The organism is Stenotrophomonas sp. YJH_SMC_106-19, from assembly GCF_059368375.1.
Map to the genome: position 1 here is coordinate 909841 of NZ_JCAFRQ010000001.1, position 17678 is coordinate 927518.

Genomic DNA, 17678 nt, shown 5'->3' on the forward strand with positions numbered 1-17678 from the left:
TTCTCCCCTGCCGACGGGCACTTGGACGCAAGAACTGCGACCGCGCATTAATAACGTATTCTTAGCAAATGGCAACCGCCCTGCTGTGAATTCCCTCACAGGTTCACGATGCAGCCCCTGGCGTTTCCCCTTGCGCTCCCCGGTGCCGACCCCAGCCGCCACCTTGCGTAATCTATACTCTGCGACCACGAAATTCGCAATCGGAATCTGAACCCGATGACTCGACTCCGCCGCTGGCTGCGCTGGATCTTCCTGATTGTCCTGGTCCTGGCGCTGATCGGTGCGGCCGCTGTGGGCGGTCTCTACTACGCTGTGTCCTCCAAGCTCCCCGACGTGCAGACCCTGCGCGACGTGGAGATGCAGGAGCCGATGTACGTCTATGCCGCCGACGGCAAGCTGATGGCGGTGTTCGGCGAGACCCGGCGCACCCCGGTCACCATGAAGGACGTGCCGGAGAAGCTCAAGCAGGCTTTCCTGGCTACCGAGGACGCCCGCTTCTATGAACATGGCGGCGTGGACTACAAGGGCATCGCCCGCGCGGTGTGGCTGCTGGCCACCACCAACGACAAGCGCGTGCCCGGCGGGTCCACCATCACCCAGCAGGTGGCCCGCCAGTTCTTCCTCAGTTCCGAGTACAGCTACACCCGCAAGCTGGCCGAGATCCTGCTGGCCCGCAAGATCGAGTCCGAGCTGAGCAAGGACGAGATCTTCGAGCTGTACCTGAACAAGAGCTTCTTCGGCAACCGTGCCTACGGTGTGGCCGCGGCAGCGGAGTTCTACTACGGCAAGAAGCTGGCCGAGCTGGACCTGGATGAGATGGCCTCGCTGGCCGGCATCCCGAAGTTCCCCTCCTCCGGCAACCCGATCTCCAACCCGGAACGCGCCCGCCAGCGCCGCGACAACTATGTGCTGCAGCGCATGGCCGATCTGAAGTTCGTCAGCCAGGCCGAGGCCGATGCGGCCAAGGCCGTGCCGATGCATGCCACCGCGCATGAGCCGCCGGTGCAGGTCGAGGCGCCCTACGTGGCCGAACTGGTTCGCCAGGAGATGATCGCGCGCTTCGGCGGCGACGTGGTCAACAAGGGATACCACGTCACCACCACCATCGATTCGACCCTGCAGACCGCGGCCAACCTGTCGGTGCGTGACGGCCTGCTGCTGTATGACCACCGCCACGGCTGGCACGGCGTGGAGAAGCAGGTGCAGCTGGGGGCCGGCGACGATGCCGCCGCCCTGGCCGAACATCTGCGCGGCATCCCGGCGCAGGCCGGCCTGCTGCCGGCGATCGTTGCCAGCGCCGGTGCCGATGGCAGCGCCACGGTGGTGCTGGCCAACCGCAGCGAGATCGTGCTGCCGGCCGGTGCCGCCCGGTGGACCAACAAGACCCCTGGCAAGCTGGTGCAGCGCGGCGACATCGTGCGTGTGCGCGCCGGCGACAAGGAGGGCGAGTGGCTGCTGGACCAGATCCCGCGCGGCCAGTCCGCGCTGGTCTCGCTGGATGCCCACAGCGGTGCCCTGAAGGCGCTGGTCGGCGGTTTCAGCTTCTCCGGCAACAAGTTCAACCGCGCCACCCAGGCCCGTCGCCAGCCCGGTTCGAGCTTCAAGCCGTTCGTCTATGCCGCAGCGTTCGACAAGGGTTACAACCCGGCTTCGATCGTGCTTGATGCCCCGGTCGTGTTCCGCGACCGCCGCGGCAAGACCTGGGCACCGCAGAACGATGGCGGTGGCTTCCGCGGCCCGATGCGCCTGCGCGAAGCCCTGGTGCAGTCGCGCAACCTGGTCTCGGTACGCCTGCTCGACGGCATGGGCGTGGACTACGCCCGCAAGTACATCAGCGAGTTCGGCTTCGCCGAATCGGAGCTGCCGCCGAACCTGTCGATGTCGCTCGGCACCGCCTCGCTGACCCCGCTGTCGGTGGCCCGTGGCTATGCCGTGTTCGCCAACGGCGGCTCGCGCGTGGACACCTGGCTGATCGACCAGGTGAACGACCGCGACGGCAACCTGGTGTTCAAGGAAAACCCGGCACTGGCCTGCCGCGACTGTGCCGGCAGCAGCGACCAGCCGGTCAGCCAGGTCGTGGACGGCTTCAACTTCGGTGCCCCGGCCCCCACGCCGGACCCGGCCGCCGCCAAGGCGCAGGCCACCACCGAAACCGCTGCCGCACCGGTCAACCCGGATGCGCGCACCGCGCCGCGCGCGATCGATGCACGCACCGCCTACCAGCTGGTGTCGATGATGCGCGATGTGGTCCAGCGCGGTACCGGCACGCAGGCCAAGGTGCTCGGCCGCGAGGACGTGGGCGGCAAGACCGGCTCCACCAACGACCACCGCGACGCCTGGTTCTCCGGCTTCGGCGGCCCGTACGTGACCACCGTGTGGGTGGGCCGCGATGACTTCCGTTCGCTGGGTTACCGCGAATACGGTGGCAAGGCAGCGCTGCCGATCTGGATCGAGTACATGCGCACCGCGCTGAAGGACACGCCGATCGCGCAGAACGACCCGCCCAGCGGCATGGTGCAGACCACGCTCAACGGCGCGACCGAGTGGGTCAAGGTGGAGGACATGGATCGCCTGACGGACTACGACCTCAACCTCAATACTCCGCAGGCCGACGCGGCTGCGTTCGATATCTTCTGACGCGCGCCGCGGGCGTCACCGTCGAGCCGGCGCATGCCCGGCTCGACGGCCCGCCCAGCCGAGCGTGGGCCCGGCCCCGCATCCCTTCTCCATTGCCCACGCAGATGTCACACCGTTGCGCTAGTCTGTAGCCAGGTCGCAACAGGAGTTCCCGCATGCATCGCGCCCGCCAGCATGCCACCACCCAGACCCGTGAGCGTCGTCACCGCCTCGCCCACGAAGCCGCCCGCCTGATGGCCGAAGGCGGCATCCGCGACTTCCACCAGGCCAAACTGAAGGCGGCCAGCCGGCTCGGCATCCATGACGATGCCTCGTTGCCCCGCAATGTCGAGATCGAGGACGCGCTGCGCGAATACCAGCGCCTGTTCGCTGGTCCCCAGCACGGCAACGAGCTGCAGCGCCGTCGCGAAGCTGCGCTGCGCGCACTGGAATTCCTGCATGCCTTCGCCCCGCGCCTGGTCGGCCCGGTGCTGGACGGCACCGCCGATGCCAACAGCCCCGTGCAGCTCCATCTGCACAGCGACGACCCCGAAGCCGTGCATCGCTTCCTGGACGAACAGGGCATTCCGGCCGAGTCGCGCGTGCGCCGGCTGCGCCTGGACCGCGAGCGCAGCCTGGACGTGCCGGTCTGGGTGTTCAGTGCGGAGGAACTGACGTTCGACCTGGCTGTGCTGCCGTATGACGCCCTGCGCCAGGCACCGCTGTCACCGGTCGACGAGAAGCCGATGCGGCGCGCCTCGCAGGCCCAGCTGCGCGAACTGCTCAGCCAGGAGCAGATCGAAAGCTATCTCGGCAGCATCTGAGCCCCACAACGCAGACGCCCCACGCGGCGGACCGCGTGGGGCGTCGTCATGCATCAGGGCGACCGGACCGCGTCGCCCTGCCGGTTACCAGCCCACGCCGAAGCCCACGCCCACGGTGCGCTCACCGCTGTTGGTGAAGGCACCATTGAGGCTGAAGGTGGCCGAGCCGCGCTCGTTGAGCACGCGCTGGTAACCCACCGCCAGCGCCGACTCGCCTTCGGCATGGCCCACACCCGCGCCGAGGCGGTTGTAGGTCTGCAGGCCGGCGGTGTTCATCGCCATCGCCGCCTGCGCACTGCCCATTGCCGCCATGCGGTTCAGGCGCTTGTCCATCCGGTCCAGCCGGCGGTCCACGCTGGCCATCGCCTGGTCGGTGTAGGCCTGCGCCTGGTTCACCGCCTGATCCACGGCACGCGAGTCCACCTGCGGCAACGGATCGTCGGCTTCCGGCTTCGGCTTCGGCGTGTCGGTGGAGGCCACCGACGGCGCGTCCTTGACCGGCGGGGCCGGGGTCTGGCTGTCCGCCGGCGACTCGCCAGCGACGTCGTCCACCGCTGCCTGGCGGCTGGCCGTCGCCGACCCGTCGATCTGCGACTGCAGTCCGTCGATACGGCCGTTGAGCTGCTGCTGCACGGCGTGCAGCTGACCGCCATTGACCGCATCGCGGCTGCCCGGCGCGATCATGCCGTTGGCCACGTTGCCCAGCACCCTGCCGTGCTCCCCGGCCAGCCGCAGCTGGCCGGTACCGTCACTGCGGAGGCCGCCATCGTCGAACAGGCGCTCGAAACGCGCATCGATGCTGGCCAGATCCCGGCGCGTGTCGACCACCGCGCCGTCGAGCGACTTCAGCGCATCGCCGACCGTGGCCTGCCGCTGGCCCTGCACGTGGAACTCCGGCGCGACGATGTTGCCGTCGGCATCCATGCGCATGTCGCCGCCGAAGGCCGCGAAGGCACTGCGGAGCTGGGAGACGGTGGTGAGGTCATTGGCGTTGATGCCGTTCTTGGCATTGGTGACTCTGCGCAAGATGCCAGCACCACCCAAAGAAACTTCATACTCTCCAGTTGCGAAGGAGGCATAACCTAGGGCGACGCTATCTCGAGCTCCCGCGAGCACCTTACTGGCCACGCCAAGCGCTACACCGTTCTCTGCCTGGACCTGTGAACGCGGCCCTACCGCGAAGCCCCCTTCTGCGCCTTCATGAACCAATGCCGCACGACCCAATGCCACGGAGTTCTTAGCCCATGCTTGCGCGAAACTTCCGATTGCTGTGGCTCCCTCGCCCATAGCATAGGTGTCGCTACCCATTGCCGTTGCCAGAAGCCTCGCTTCCGCTGGCTTGCTCAGCTCGTCATAGCCCACGACCGCGTACAGGTGCTTCTCCTCCAGGCCCGCGATCCGCTGGTTGCTGGCATGAAGCTGCCCGCCCGTGACAACCTCCCGGCTGCCCGCATGGCTGATATCACCCTCGCCAACGTTGATGAGGCGCGCGCCACCGAAATCGACGGCGGAACGGTCGGCGCCGAAGCGCACGGCACTGGCATCCGCCATCGCCCGCGCCTGATCCAGCGTATCGAGGCGCGCGTCCATCGCATCCAGTCCGCCACGATTGCTGTCCACGCCCGCATCCAGCGCGGCCAGTGCATCGCCTACCGTACCGTGTATGGAGCCCTGCACACCATAGGAGGGAGCGATCACGCTGCCATCCACGGCAAAGCCCGCGCCGCCGCCGAGAGCGTTCACCACGCCGGAGAGCTGGTCGACGGTGGTGAGGTCATGACCTTGAACGCCGTTGGCCGCATTGGTGACGCGACGCTTGAGATTGATATGGCCAAGTGAGACTTCGTATGCGCCGCTGGCAAGCGAACTATGTCCAAGCGCGACGCTGTTTTCGGCGTCCGGCAGAACTTGGCTGGCGCCGCCAAGCGCAACGCCGTTGCGAATGTGTACTTGCGAACGCGCTCCTAGTGCAAATCCGTCTTCCGCCCCCACATGTACCAGCGCAGCTCGCCCCAGCGATACAGAGTTCTTTCCCCTCGCTTGCGCGTAGCTACCAATCGCAGTTGCACCCTCCGCCAACGCCTTGGTGTCACTCCCCAAAGCAGTACCAAGTATCTCGGCGTGAGCCGGCATGCTCAGATCGTCAAATCCGACAACCGCATACTTCTGCGCCTCCTCCAGCACCGACACCCGCTCATTGGTCGCGAACAGCTGCCCGCCCGTGACCGCCTCCCGGCTGCCTGCCGCGATCTCGCCCTCAGCCAGAGCGACCAGACGCGCATCCTTCAGGTCCACCGTGCCGTCCTCGCCGAACTGCACGACGCTGCCCAGGTCAGGCGTGTAATTATCGAAGTCCACGCGCAACGCGTCCAGGTCGTCCCGGGCGGATGCGATCTGCGCGCCCTGCTCGGCAACGTTAGTATTGGTGGCGAACAGCTGCGCGCCATTGACCGCCTCGCGGCTGTCGGCACTGAGTTGCCCGTCGCCTACGGCGAGCAGGCGCCCACCCTCCAGGTCGACATTGCCGCCTGCGTCGAAACGCACCACATCGGACAGGTCCGGATCGAAGCCCTCGAAGTCCTCGCGCAGGCGGTCGATGTCCGTACGGTTGCGGGCGATCTGCGCGTTGCTGTCGAACAGCTGGCGGCCGCTGACTGCATCGTCGCTGGTGGCCGACAGTTGACCGGCGGCAACGCCCTGCACACGACGCGCCTGGTTGCCCTGGTTGCGCACATCCAGCACGCCGCCGCTGTTGGCGGCTCCCAGTCGTACGTCGCCGGTGGACGAGGTCTGGCTGAGCAGGCCACCGAGCACGTTGGCCTTGCCCTGTGCATCGTTGGCGGTGGACTGGGCGGCGTTGGCCACGCTGTGCGCCGTATTGGCCAGGGTGGTGGCCGTGGTCACGTTCTGGTTGGTGGTGTTGAGCTGGCGACCACTCACCGCGTCGGTACTGGCTGCACTCAGCACACCATCGGCGACGCCACTGATACGACGGCTGGCGTTACCCTGGTTACGGACATCGAGGACGGTGCCACTGTTCTGCGCGCCCAGTCGCAGATCGCCGCCGGCTGCCGCCTGGCCGACCAGGCCACTGAGCGTGGCGGCGGTGGCGGTGACCTGCGTGACGTTCTGGTTGGTGGCATGCAGCTGCCGGCCACTGACCGCATCGGCACTGGTGCTGCTGAGTGCCGCGTCGGCCACGCCGGTGACGCGACGGTTGGCGCTGGACTGGTTGCGCATGTCCACCGCGCCACCGGTATTGCTGGCACCGACACGGACGTCGCTGTTGCCGGCACTCTGGCTGAGCAGCCCCCCCAGCGCGTTGGCCTTGGTCTGCGCATCGTTGGCGATGCTGTGTGCGGTGTTGGCCAGCGCATTCACCGTGGCGAGGTTCTGGTTGGTGGCATGCAGCTGCCTGCCGGTCACCGCCTCGGCGCTGGTGGTGCTCAGCGTTCCGTCAGCCACATTGACGATGTTCCGCTTCACCGTGGCACTGCCCACCGAGACCTGGTTGGCGCCGGTCGCCACCGAGCCCGCGCCCAGGGCGACGCTGTTGCCCGCCTGCGCATTGACCTTGGCGTTGGTGCCCAGTGCGATGGCGCCGCTGGAGGTGGCATCCACGGCGGCACGATTGCCCAGCGCCACCGAGGAGTCAGCCGCGGCGCCCGCCAGGGTGCCCGCGCCCACCGCGTTGGCGCCGGCCGCGCTGGCCTGGTAACCGAAGGCGTTGCTGTGGGAGCCCTCCGCTTTCGCCGAATGGCCGACCGCCACGGCATTGCCACCCGCCGACGCCCCCTGGCCGACGGCGGTGGTGGTGCTGGCCAGGGCCGTCAGCGCGCGTGTGGCATCGGCCTGGGCCGCAGTAGCCGCCTGGCTGACTGCGGTGACATTCTGGTTGGTCGCATGCAGCTGCTTGCCGGTGACCGCCTCGGTGCTGATGCTGCTCAGCGTGCCATCGGCCACATTGACGATGCGGCGCTTGAGCGTGGCATTACCGACTGAGACCTGGTTGCTGCCGGAGGTGGTGGAGGAACTGCCCAGCGCCACCGAACCGGTGTGGTTGGCCAGCGCGCGGTCGCCAAGGGCGGCACTGCTCTCGGCCGTCGCTTCGGACAGATTGCCGACAGATGTAGCGAAGCGGGCGCTGGCCACACTGCCGCGGCCCAGCGCCGTAGCCTGGTTGCCTGTGGCCGCCGCCTGATAGCCCAGTGCGGTGGCATGGATCACGTCGGCCTTGGCGTCGTTGCCGATGGCCACGGCACGATCGCCGGTGGCCGAGGCACGCAGGCCCGATGCCACGCCGCCATTGCCGCTGCGCGAGCCGGTGCCGAGCGCCACGCCGCCGTTGGACGCGGCAACGCGCTCACCGGCCGCATTGACGCCGCTGCGGGCATTGTTGCCCAGTGCAAGACCGTCATTGTTGTAGGCCAACGCCGCATTGCCGATGGCCACGCCATTGTCGCCCCCCTCGGTCCGCGCGCGATTGCCCAGCGCGACTGCACTGCTGCCGTCCGCCGATGCCAGGGTGCCCATCGCCACGGCGTTGCTGCCGGCGCTGGACGCCTGGAAACCCAGGGCGTTGCTGTAGCCACCGGACGCATCGGCGGCATTGCCGATGGCGGTGCTGTTGGTGCCCGTTGCAGTGGCACCGGTCCCAATCGCGATGCGGCTGCCATCCAGCCTGGCCAAGGCCTGCCCGGCTTTCGTCGCAGCCTGGTCTGCGGCCGTCTTCGCCGCGTTCGCCGTGCCCGTCGCGCTGGCGATGCTCTGGTTGGTGGCGTGCAGCTGCTTGCCGGTCACTGCTTCGCTGCTGGTGGTGCTCAGGGTGCCATCGGCCACATTGACGATGCGGCGCTTCAGGGTGTCATTGCCCACCGAGACCTGGTTGCTGGCACTGGTGACCGAGCCGGCGCCCAGGGCCACTGCATTGCTCTGCCCGGCATTGGCGTTGGCACCCAGCGCCACGGCCTTGCCGTGGCCGTCGGTCACGGCGTTCTGGCCGATGGCGATGCCCGCATCGTAGCCGCCGGAGCGCGCACCGCTGCCGATCACGATGGCGTGGTGTGCGTTGCCGTTGGCAAGTCTGCTGCCGTCACCGATGACGACGGATCCCTGCGCCTGTGCCTGCGCATTGTTGCCCAGCGCTACCGATCTGGATCCCGACGCCTGTGCCCTCGGCCCCATCGCCGTGGCATCGCTACCCTCGGCCCGGGCATTGCGCCCGACCGCGACCGCACTGTTACCAGGCGCGCCGACGTAGCTGCTATGCCCGATCGCGACGGCCCCGACTCCCAGCGCCGTGGCGCCTTTGCCGATCGCAGTCCCCCCTTCGCCGGACCCCGTGTTCGCATTGATGCCGATGGCCACGCCGCCGGCAAGTCCCTTGGCATTGTTGCCGATACCGATGCCGTCGAACGCCGTGACCGAACCCACGCCGATGGCCACGCCCTTGGTGCTGTTGACCGTGGAACCCCCACCGATCAGCACGTTCTGGTAGCTGGTAGTGCCGACACTGCGCGACGTGGCAGGCGAGCCGATGAACGCGCTCAGCAACGCGTCCCACTCTGCCGGTGCTGCGTCAGCCTCCGCCGCAATGGCGTCGGGCACGATCAACGGATCCGATGCAACCTCGGTCGCGAACGCGGGAGCGGCCAGCATCACGCACAGGGCGGCGGCAAGCGGGCGTGCCGCCGAAGCCGGCTTGCCGCGCGAACGGGTGTGCTCGCTGGCCACGGCCCAGCAGCGCAGGCGGGTATTCCAGATCAAACGGTAGATGCGATTCATCGATGTCTCGGTGGTTGGGAAACGGGAACTTGAGGGTGCGCAAGGCCAGGCAGTCAGGGCTGCAGCGTCTGCCGGTGCTCACGGAAGCCGGCGTGGCTGAGCCGGTAGTCGATCTCCACACGCCCGCCAGCGCGGGGCACGAACGGCAGCGTCATCGCCGCGCCGGGGTAAAGGCTGCGTTTGATTTCGTGCGTGGTGCAGCGGCCGTCTGCGGCGCAGTCCTGCACCTGGTTGACGCCGAGCCGCAGCGTGCCGCGGTTCAACAGGCGATCACCGTCCAGGGCCATCTCGACGCGCCCCTCGGCGGGCAGCACATTGACCAGCACGCCCCAGACCAGGCTGACGCCGAGGGTGGCGCTGGCGCCCTGCACCGGTACCTCCGGCGTGCTGTCATCGGGACCGCGTACGCCTTCGAAGTAGACGCGGAACGCGGTTTCCTGCTCGACCGGCTGCAGCGGAATGATCCGTATCAGGCGCGTGCCGCCCCCTGCCAGACCGAAGCGTCCTGGCGTGACCGCCATGACGGCGGCGGTGCCGACGGCCTCATCGACTTCTTCCTCGTGGTCACTGGCCGGGTGCAGGATGCGTTTCACCGTGGCCTGCACGTACTGCGGCTGCGGTGATTGCGAATGCACGCGCACGGTCGTGGTCTTGCCGGCTTCGGCATGCACGCGCATCGGATGGACGTTGAGATTGGCCAGCACCGGTGCCGCTGGCAGAAGGGCCAGCAGCAGCGCGCCGGCCAGGGGAATCTTGCTCATGGGATCGGGTTCCAGGGGAAGGTCAGAGGCGGTCGGTCGGCAGGCGCATTTCGAGCTTGAGGCGGCCGTCGTAGTAGCCCTCGCGTTTCTCGGACGCCGGCACACGGGGGGTTTCCAGGGTCAGCGGCGTAGGCACGCAGTACACCCACTGGTTCATGTCGGGCAGCATCACCAGCCGCAGCTCGGCGGTATCGATGCCGCGCAGCAGCACTTCCTCGTTGTTGTGCAGGGCGATCTTCTGGCCGCTGTGGTCTAGGCTGAGCTGGTAGTCCAGGCGGTCCTGCGCCTCGCGCCCACCGTCGCGGTGCCAGACCGAGTACTGCGATGGCGGACGGCCCGGCGCGGCGGGGCCCATGTCACGTGCGGTGATGGCCAGATACTCGCTCTGCGAGCCCATGCCGTCGTACAGGCACATGTCCAGCACGGCGGTGCCACCGATCGTGCCGGGTGAGGGAATCGGCCGGTAGTCCAGCTGCAGGCCCACCAGCGGCTCGGCCATGCCGAACTCGGGCAGGTAGATCATGGTGCGGTCGCGATCGGTGATGGTCAGATCGAACCGGAACACGTGGGTGGCGATGATCGGGCCGTCAGGATCGATGCGCAGGTTGAGGCGGAGTTCTGCAGTCCAGCGGCCGGCGACGAGATTCTGGACGTCCTCTTCTTGCACTCGCAGGGACGCTGCTGAGCCACCCGGCGCGATCATGCAGTCGTTATAGAACGACGTCCAAAGTGGATACCTTGCCGGGTCCCAGAGATCGACACTGCAATATCGCTCCCACTCAATTCTCTCGAGCCAACCAGTTACACCGATATCTGTTGTTTGACCACTGCGTCGTTCAGTGAACTGAAGCGGAAAATGGATCTTTGGAGACGCAGGCTCCTGCGTATCACGCGTCGGGCACCGTCCGTGTTCCGGTCCATCACCACACGTCAAATGGATCTTCCCGTACCCCAGCTCCACCTCCCCATACCCGAGCACCGTCCGCGGCGCCCACAGCTCCAGTGCTTCGGGCGCGGAGCGGTCGAAGGTGCGGACGATGTCGGTGGTGATCACGCCGGTGGCCGGCGTCGTTGCCGGTGGGCGCTGTGCCAGCGCCTGTGCACTGCCAAGCAGGCAGGCCGCGGCCAGCAGCAGCCTCCATGCGGTCCTCATCGCGCACCTCCACTCATCACATTGCGTTCGTTGCGCCCCGCCACCGGGGCCAGTTCGTTCAACAGGCGCTGTACCCGCGCCTGGTGGCGGATCGGTGCCGGCAACTGCTCCAGCGCCAGCGGTTCGCACTGCACCTGGCCGACCAGCAGCACCACGCTGCGGCGCTCACGCACGGTGAGCGGGCACTGCAGCAGGTCGCCTGCACGCAGCAGGTAGAGCACCGGCTCGCGCTGCGGGAATTCGGCGATGAAGCCGCCGTCGCGGCCCAGCGAGGGCACCGGTGCATTGAGGATGCGGGCGCCTTCCAGCGGGGTACCGGCGATGTCGCGTGCGTTGCCGATGAAGGTGTAGGTCACGTCCAGCGTGACCGGAAGCGCGATCACCTTTCCCGGCAGCAGGAAGGCGTGCTGCGCCGCGCCCAGGCGGGCGACACGCACTGCGGCGTCGCTGTCGTGCGCACTGGCGTCCTGCACGTCCACGCGGTGGCGCTGGTAGCCGCCCAGCGGCAGCAGCCGGCGCTCGCCGAAGCCGAGGATGCGGCGCCGGTTGCTGCCGGCGCGGATGTCGGCAGCCGCGCCACTCAGCTCCAGATCGCGCGCATCGTCCACGCTGACCACTACCCCGGCATCGGCGCCATGGGCGCCGCCCCAGTGCAGCCCGCGTGCGGACAGCGACAGCCCCGACGTGTGGTTGCCGCTGTAGGCCAGTTCACCCCCACCGTGGTGCTGGTAGTACGACACCGATGCACCGCTCTGCCCGAAGCGGTTATCGATACGGGCGCTGGCCAGCGCGCTGTAGCGGTCGTCGTTGTACGCGCTCAGCTCGACGCCCAGATCGCGCGCGTCGCCGTCGCGCTCCTGCCGCAACGAATGCGACAGGCCCAGGCGGGCATCCGGGCGGCTGTGCTGGGGCTGGCGCATGTCCAGCGCCACGCGCTGCTGCACGCTGCCGTCGTCGATCCGCTGCAGCCGCGAGACTGCAATGTTCAGGTAGAGGCCGCGATCACGGGCAGGCCCGCGCCCGCTGCCGGTATCGGTGTCCTGCTGCCACACCCCCAGCCGGCTGCCGATGCTCAGTCCACGCCACTGCCGGGTACGGCTGTAACTGGCCTGCAGGCTGCGCGAGGTCTGCGCAGGACGCAGCGCCGGCACATGAGGCGGCAGCAGGCCCGGCGGCAGGCCCGTCCAGGCATCGTCGTCTTCGCCGGGCAGGCTCCACTCCGGGGTGAAGCTGCGCCGGCGCGTGTATCCCAGGTACAGGCTGCCGCCGAACAGGGGCGCCGATACCGAGGCACTGAGCGCATCGACACAACCGAAACGGTCATGCAGCACCGGCGTGCTGCTCTGGCACGCACCGCCGCGCAGGCGTTGCCGATAGACATTCCAGGACGCGTAGTGGCGATAGCTCAGCTGCTGCTGCAGGCCGTGGCTGCCGTCGCCTCCGTTCAGCACGCCGACCATCGCCTGCAGGTCATGCCGCCCGAACTGCTGGCGTCCCTCCAGGCGCAGTTCGCCGTAACCGGTATCGGCGACGCGGGCGATACCCGCTGTCATGCCGTAGTTGCGCGCAAGGGGGATGCGCAACCCCGCCTGTACCGCCGTGTCGGACGCATCGCCGATGTCACTTGCACGTGTCGCATGCGCACGACGGCGCCCGCCCTGCACGAACCACTGCAGGCTGCGCTCGGACCAGTCGCCGCCCCGGCTGAAGGGCGCCTCCTCGCTGCGCACGAAGCGGCCATCCTCATAGATGCGCAGGGTGACGGTGTAGCTGCCGAGCGGAAACCGGCGCGTATCGAGATCGTTGACACCGGCCTGCAGGTAAAAGGTCTGCAGCAGGCGATCACCGTCGAAGGCGTCCACGCGTGCATCGCGGCCGAGCAGCACGGTCAACGGGGTGGAGGTGACGTTCGCGTCGGTATCGACGTAGGCCTGCGTGGTACCCACGCGCAGCCCTTCGAAGCGATCCAGCGGCAGCATGCCGAACCCGAAGGTGCCGCCCTGCTGGCTGGACAGATTGCGCCGGTCCATGCGGCCCAGCTGCACGTAGTGGCGCTGGGCAAGATCGTGGCGATAGTAGAGATCGTCCAGCTGGAAGCGGTCATGCGCGCGATAACCCTGCCGCGCCTGGCGGCTGTAGTTCCAGCTGCTGGCGACATGGCCATCGCGCAGCACGCCAAGCACCGTGCTGCCCTGCACGCTCAACGCCTGATAGCCATCGCCCCCGCTGAAATTCACGGTCTGCTGCTGCAGCAGCGCGTTCTGTGCCTGCTCGGACACCTGGTGGAACGGCGAGCGCTGCGCGCTCTGCTGTGGCAGCCACCGGCGTGCCGGAAACAACATCAGCACGCCATCGCTTTCATCGAAGATGGCGTGCACCTGCGCAGGATCGTCCGGACTGTCGATCCAGCCGCAGCCGGGATCCGATTGGCCGTAGGGACAGGCCAGATGACTGTTGCGCGGCAGCGGTGCAGCCAGTGCCGCCTGCAGCGCGTCGCGCGCATCGGCGCTGAGACCCAGGGCTTCCAGTACCTGCGCGGGCTGGTCCAGCTGCACCGTATCCAGCGTGACCCAGGCGGACCACAGGCCGGCCGACTGCCCGAACAGGCGTACCTCGACACGCTCGGTCTGGCCGCTGGCGAGGTCTTCGAAACCGGCCGGTACCGGCCGTGCGTGGACAGTCGGCAGGGCCGGAATGGCCAACGTCAGGGCGAGCGCGACCGCCAGCCGGCTGTGGGCAGGTGCAGGTATCAACATGGGGAGACAACCGATGGCCGGCCGGCCCGCGCACGGGCCGGCGCGGTGGGGATTACGGCGCGGCGGTGTTCTGCGACACGACCAGCGCAACGGTGCCGCTGTACAGGCCCGCGAAGTTGATCTCGCCGGACACGGTCTGCTGCACGCGCAGCGGCATGGCGATCGACGCACCCGGAATCGCGCTGTCGAACAGGTCGTCTGCAGCGAAGTCGATCGGGGTGGTCTCCAGGGCGCGGCCGTTGAGGCTGACCGTCAGCGGCACGTTGATGGCACCCGGTGCGGCCAGGTCGGGACGCAGCACGGCGTCGGCCGCCAGGCGCACGCTGACGTCCTTCTCGGTGTCATTGGTGAAGATGCGCACATCTTCGGTCCACGACGACAGGCCGGCACCGCCGGCGCGGTAGACCAGCTGCACCGCGTCCGGCAGCGCGGTGCCGTCGGCCTTGAGCAGGGACAGGGTCGGATCGACGTTCGCCCACACGGTGATGTTGGTTTCCACGGCGGCCTGCGCGGTCAGCGAGGCGCCGGCGAGCGCCACGGCCAGGGCGGCCTTCTTGAACATGTGCGACATGGTTTCTCTCTCTGATGGATTGGGTTGCCTCCTGGATGGAAGCACTGCCGGCACGGACCTGCCCTGCCAGCAGCGCGGTCAAGGTATTGATCGGCTCCTGCGGTGTACATGCAACGTTTCTTGATTGCCGATTACGCGTACTTCTGCGACATCACACACGCATCGCGCGTGCCGTGACCAGCAGAATGCGACGCTTTCGGCATTGCTACAGCCAGAGGGGGGACCATGGCATGGGCAAAAAAAAACGCCCCCTTGCGGGGGCGTTCTTCCACGTTGCGATTGCGGGGCGATCAGCCCTGGTAGTCGCGCACGTCGCTGCCGGTGTAGACCTGGCGCGGACGGCCGATCTTCATTTCCGGATCGACCTGCTGTTCCAGCCAATGCGACACCCAGCCGGAGGTACGGCCCAGGGCGAACATGACGGTGAACATCTCGGTCGGAATCTGCAGCGCCTTGTAGATGATGCCGCTGTAGAAATCGACGTTCGGGTACAGCTTGCGGGCGACGAAGTAGTCGTCCTGCAGCGCGGCCTGCTCCAGCTTCACGGCCACGTCCAGCAGCGGGTCCTGCACGCCCAGCTGCTTGAGCACCTTGCTGGTCATCTCGCCGATGACCTTGGCGCGCGGATCGAAGTTCTTGTAGACGCGGTGGCCGAAGCCCATCAGGCGGAAGCCGGAGGTCTTGTCCTTGGCCTTGAGCACGGCCGATTCCACGTTGTCGGCCGAACCGATTTCTTCCAGCATCTTCAGCACGGCTTCGTTGGCACCGCCATGGGCCGGACCCCACAGCGCGGTGACGCCTGCGGCAACCGACGCATACGGATTGGCACCGGTCGAGCCGACCAGGCGCACCGTCGAGGTGGACGCGTTCTGCTCATGGTCGGCGTGCAGGATGAACAGCAGGTCCAGCGCCTTGACCACGTCCGGATTCAGTTCGTACTGGCCGTCGGCCGACTCGAAGGTCTGCTTCAGGAAGCGGCTGACGTAATCCAGCGAGGTGTCGGGCGTGTTGGCCGGCAGGCCCTTGCCGTGACGGTAGATCAGCGCCGAGAGGGTCGGCACCTTGGCGATCAGGCGCACAGCGGCCTGGCGGCGCTGTTCGGCGTCGGACAGGTCCAGCGCGTCGTGGTAGACGGCCGACAGCTGCGCGATCGCGGCAGCCAGGATGGCCATCGGATGGGCATCCTTGGCGAAGCTGCCGATCAGGGTGTTGATCGAATCGGGGACGTTGGCCTCGGCAGCCAGCTCATCGGTGAAGGCCTTCAGCTGCTCGGCGCTCGGACGCTCGCCGTTGATCAGCAGGTAGGCCACTTCGACGTAGCTCGACTTTTCCGACAGCTGTTCGATCGGGTAGCCGCGGTACAGCAGCACGCCCTTGTCGCCGTCGATGTAGGTGATGGCGGACTTGCAGCTGGCCGTCGCGGTGAAGCCGGAATCGTAAGTGAAGAACCCCGTTTCCTTGGTCAGCTTCGCGATGTCGACGCAGTCGTTGCCAAGGGTGGGTTTGATGACGGGCAGAACGACCGACGTGTCGCCGGCGTTGAGCGTGACCTGATCAAGATCGGACACTGTGTGCGCTCCTTCATGGGAAGGCGCCTGCCCAAGCGCATTGGTCAGGCACGTGAATGACGTCCACGACCTGTGTCGTGGATCACGCCATTATCGCACAGCAGCATTTGCCCGGTGCTAGACGGAAGTCGTAGACGGCAGGCGGCCGGAACCCGGCCAGCGAGTGGCCCGGATCGGCAAAAGCGTTGTCACGCGAACGCAGTGTTCTGTCCATCCAAACGCCTGTTGGGCAGGCGCCGGGGAAAAACAAACGGCCGCGCAGAGCGCGGCCGTCGGTTCGGAGCGGGATCGACAGATCAGCGCGCGTAGCGCTTCTGGAACTTGTCGATGCGGCCCGAGGTGTCGATGACCTTGTGCTTGCCCGTGTAGAACGGATGCGAAGCCGAGGAAATTTCAACCTTGACCAGCGGGTATTCGTTGCCGTCTTCCCACTGGATGGTTTCCTTCGTCGCCATGGTGGAGCGGGTCAGGATCTTGAAATCGGAGGTGACGTCATGGAAGACGACGTCGCGGTAGTTCGGATGGATATCGGCCTTCATGGGCTCACACCGTAAATGGGCTGGTGGTCAAGAGCGGCATTATAAGCACCGGCCGCCCCTTGGGGCAACCGGTTGGGTGGATCCGCGCTCAGTCCGCGCCAAGTGCCTGCCGCACAAGGCTTTCGAAGCGGGCCTGGTCGTAGGCCATCAGCAGGTCGCAGTTGTCCGGCTGGCCGGTCTGGCGGTTCCAGTCGACGAGGGTCGCGCCGCGACTGAACGTGCCGTTCAGTTCCACGTTCAGCGGCCGCGATTCCACCCGCAGCTGCCCTTCCGGGTTCAGCGCCCAGGCCATGGCCAGGGCATCGGCGGTGTACCAGCGTCCGCCCTTGCTGTCTTCGGACAGGCCACGGGTCTTGCGCGAGATCAGCTCATAGAAGCGGGCGCGCTCCGAATCGGCCTGCAGCCACGTCTCGGCCTCCTGCAGCGGCAGGCCGTGGGCGACGGTGGCTTCCCAGTCCGACACCAGCAGGTGCTTGAATGCGGTGAACACCACGTGCGCCGCTTCCGGATCGAAGGCGATGTTGAACTCCGCCGCCGGCGTGATGTTGCCGTGGCAGGTGACCGCGCCGCCCATCACCACGATGCGCTTGATGCGCTGAGGCAGGGTCGGGTCCAGCTTCAGCGCCAGCGCCAGGTTGGTCAGCGGGCCGAGCATCACCAGCATCAGTTCGCCGGCATGCTTGTGCGACAGGCGCAGGATCGCCAGCGCGGCATGCTCGGCTTCGGCCTGTCGGCCCGGCGGTGGCAGATCGACATCGCCGTAGCCATCACGGCCGTGCACATGCGCGGCATCGACGGAGGGATGCAGCAGCGGATCGGGGCTGCCGGCAAACACCGGCACGTCGGGACGGCCGACGATGTCGCAGAGCTTGAGGGCGTTACGGACGGTGTACTGCAGGCCGACATTGCCGGCGGCGATGGTCAGGGCGACCACGTCATGCCGTTCATCGGCAAAGGCCATCAGCAGGGCCAGGGCGTCGTCCACACCGGGATCGGTGTCGATCAACAGGGGGATCTTGTGGGTCATCGTTGCCGTCTTCAGATCGGCAACGAAGTGTGGACCGGGATGATGACCGTTGCAAGTATGGGGGTTCTGGCAGGGCTGT

At 67.3% G+C, this 17678-nt stretch carries 10 protein-coding genes; 2 read left to right on the top strand and 8 right to left on the bottom strand.

Annotated elements, in window-relative coordinates; translation table 11 throughout:
• Positions 1-216: 216 nt before the first annotated feature.
• Entirely contained in the window at positions 217-2637 is a 2421-nt protein-coding gene (locus AC5P5M_RS04055) for a penicillin-binding protein 1A (protein ID WP_065181675.1), read from the top strand.
• Between the two features lie 155 nt (positions 2638-2792).
• A complete protein-coding gene (locus tag AC5P5M_RS04060) occupies positions 2793-3440 on the top strand; it encodes a hypothetical protein (RefSeq protein WP_495205587.1) in 648 nt (215 codons plus the stop codon).
• Positions 3441-3524: 84 nt separating this feature from the next.
• Here AC5P5M_RS04060 and AC5P5M_RS04065 read toward each other — a convergent pair whose 3' ends face one another.
• From AC5P5M_RS04065 to AC5P5M_RS04100, 8 genes are all read right to left on the bottom strand, one after another.
• Positions 3525-9224: an ESPR-type extended signal peptide-containing protein gene (locus AC5P5M_RS04065; protein ID WP_495205588.1), complete on the bottom strand. Its 5700-nt coding sequence runs from the start codon at positions 9222-9224 to the stop codon at positions 3525-3527.
• A 53-nt stretch (positions 9225-9277) separates the two neighbouring features.
• Entirely contained in the window at positions 9278-9985 is a 708-nt protein-coding gene (locus AC5P5M_RS04070; protein ID WP_180875899.1) for a pilus assembly protein, read from the bottom strand.
• 22 nt (positions 9986-10007) lie between these two features.
• Positions 10008-11138 carry a CblD like pilus biogenesis initiator family protein gene (locus AC5P5M_RS04075; protein ID WP_495205589.1) on the bottom strand — a complete coding sequence of 377 codons (1131 nt, stop codon included), beginning with the start codon at positions 11136-11138 and terminating at the stop codon, positions 10008-10010.
• Positions 11135-13894 carry a TcfC E-set like domain-containing protein gene (locus AC5P5M_RS04080; RefSeq protein WP_495205590.1) on the bottom strand — a complete coding sequence of 920 codons (2760 nt, stop codon included), beginning with the start codon at positions 13892-13894 and terminating at the stop codon, positions 11135-11137. Before AC5P5M_RS04080 ends, AC5P5M_RS04075 begins: the two co-directional genes overlap by 4 nt.
• 52 nt (positions 13895-13946) lie before the next feature.
• Positions 13947-14456 carry a fimbrial protein gene (locus AC5P5M_RS04085; RefSeq protein ID WP_258012806.1) on the bottom strand — a complete coding sequence of 170 codons (510 nt, stop codon included), beginning with the start codon at positions 14454-14456 and terminating at the stop codon, positions 13947-13949.
• A gap of 299 nt (positions 14457-14755) precedes the next feature.
• The gene (locus AC5P5M_RS04090) at positions 14756-16033 is read right to left on the bottom strand and encodes a citrate synthase (RefSeq protein WP_164150898.1); all 1278 of its coding nucleotides are present in this window, start codon (positions 16031-16033) and stop codon (positions 14756-14758) included.
• A 296-nt stretch (positions 16034-16329) separates the two neighbouring features.
• On the bottom strand, positions 16330-16572 hold the full coding sequence (locus AC5P5M_RS04095) for a type B 50S ribosomal protein L31 (protein ID WP_005410871.1): 243 nt from the start codon (positions 16570-16572) through the stop codon (positions 16330-16332).
• Positions 16573-16660: 88 nt separating this feature from the next.
• A complete protein-coding gene (locus AC5P5M_RS04100; RefSeq protein WP_053520044.1) occupies positions 16661-17599 on the bottom strand; it encodes a nucleoside hydrolase in 939 nt (312 codons plus the stop codon).
• Positions 17600-17678 lie beyond the last annotated feature (79 nt).

Excerpts from the sequence above, each read along its gene's own strand:
- AC5P5M_RS04055 (WP_065181675.1), top strand. The coding sequence starts at position 217 with ATGACTCGACTCCGCCGCTGGCTGCGCTGGATCTTCCTGATTGTCCTG.
- AC5P5M_RS04100 (WP_053520044.1), bottom strand. The coding sequence starts at position 17,599 with ATGACCCACAAGATCCCCCTGTTGATCGACACCGATCCCGGTGTGGAC.
- AC5P5M_RS04095 (WP_005410871.1), bottom strand. The coding sequence starts at position 16,572 with ATGAAGGCCGATATCCATCCGAACTACCGCGACGTCGTCTTCCATGAC.
- AC5P5M_RS04080 (WP_495205590.1), bottom strand. The coding sequence starts at position 13,894 with ATGTTGATACCTGCACCTGCCCACAGCCGGCTGGCGGTCGCGCTCGCC.
- AC5P5M_RS04070 (WP_180875899.1), bottom strand. The coding sequence starts at position 9,985 with ATGAGCAAGATTCCCCTGGCCGGCGCGCTGCTGCTGGCCCTTCTGCCA.
- AC5P5M_RS04065 (WP_495205588.1), bottom strand. The coding sequence starts at position 9,224 with ATGAATCGCATCTACCGTTTGATCTGGAATACCCGCCTGCGCTGCTGG.
- AC5P5M_RS04085 (WP_258012806.1), bottom strand. The coding sequence starts at position 14,456 with ATGTTCAAGAAGGCCGCCCTGGCCGTGGCGCTCGCCGGCGCCTCGCTG.
- AC5P5M_RS04075 (WP_495205589.1), bottom strand. The coding sequence starts at position 11,138 with ATGAGGACCGCATGGAGGCTGCTGCTGGCCGCGGCCTGCCTGCTTGGC.
- AC5P5M_RS04060 (WP_495205587.1), top strand. The coding sequence starts at position 2,793 with ATGCATCGCGCCCGCCAGCATGCCACCACCCAGACCCGTGAGCGTCGT.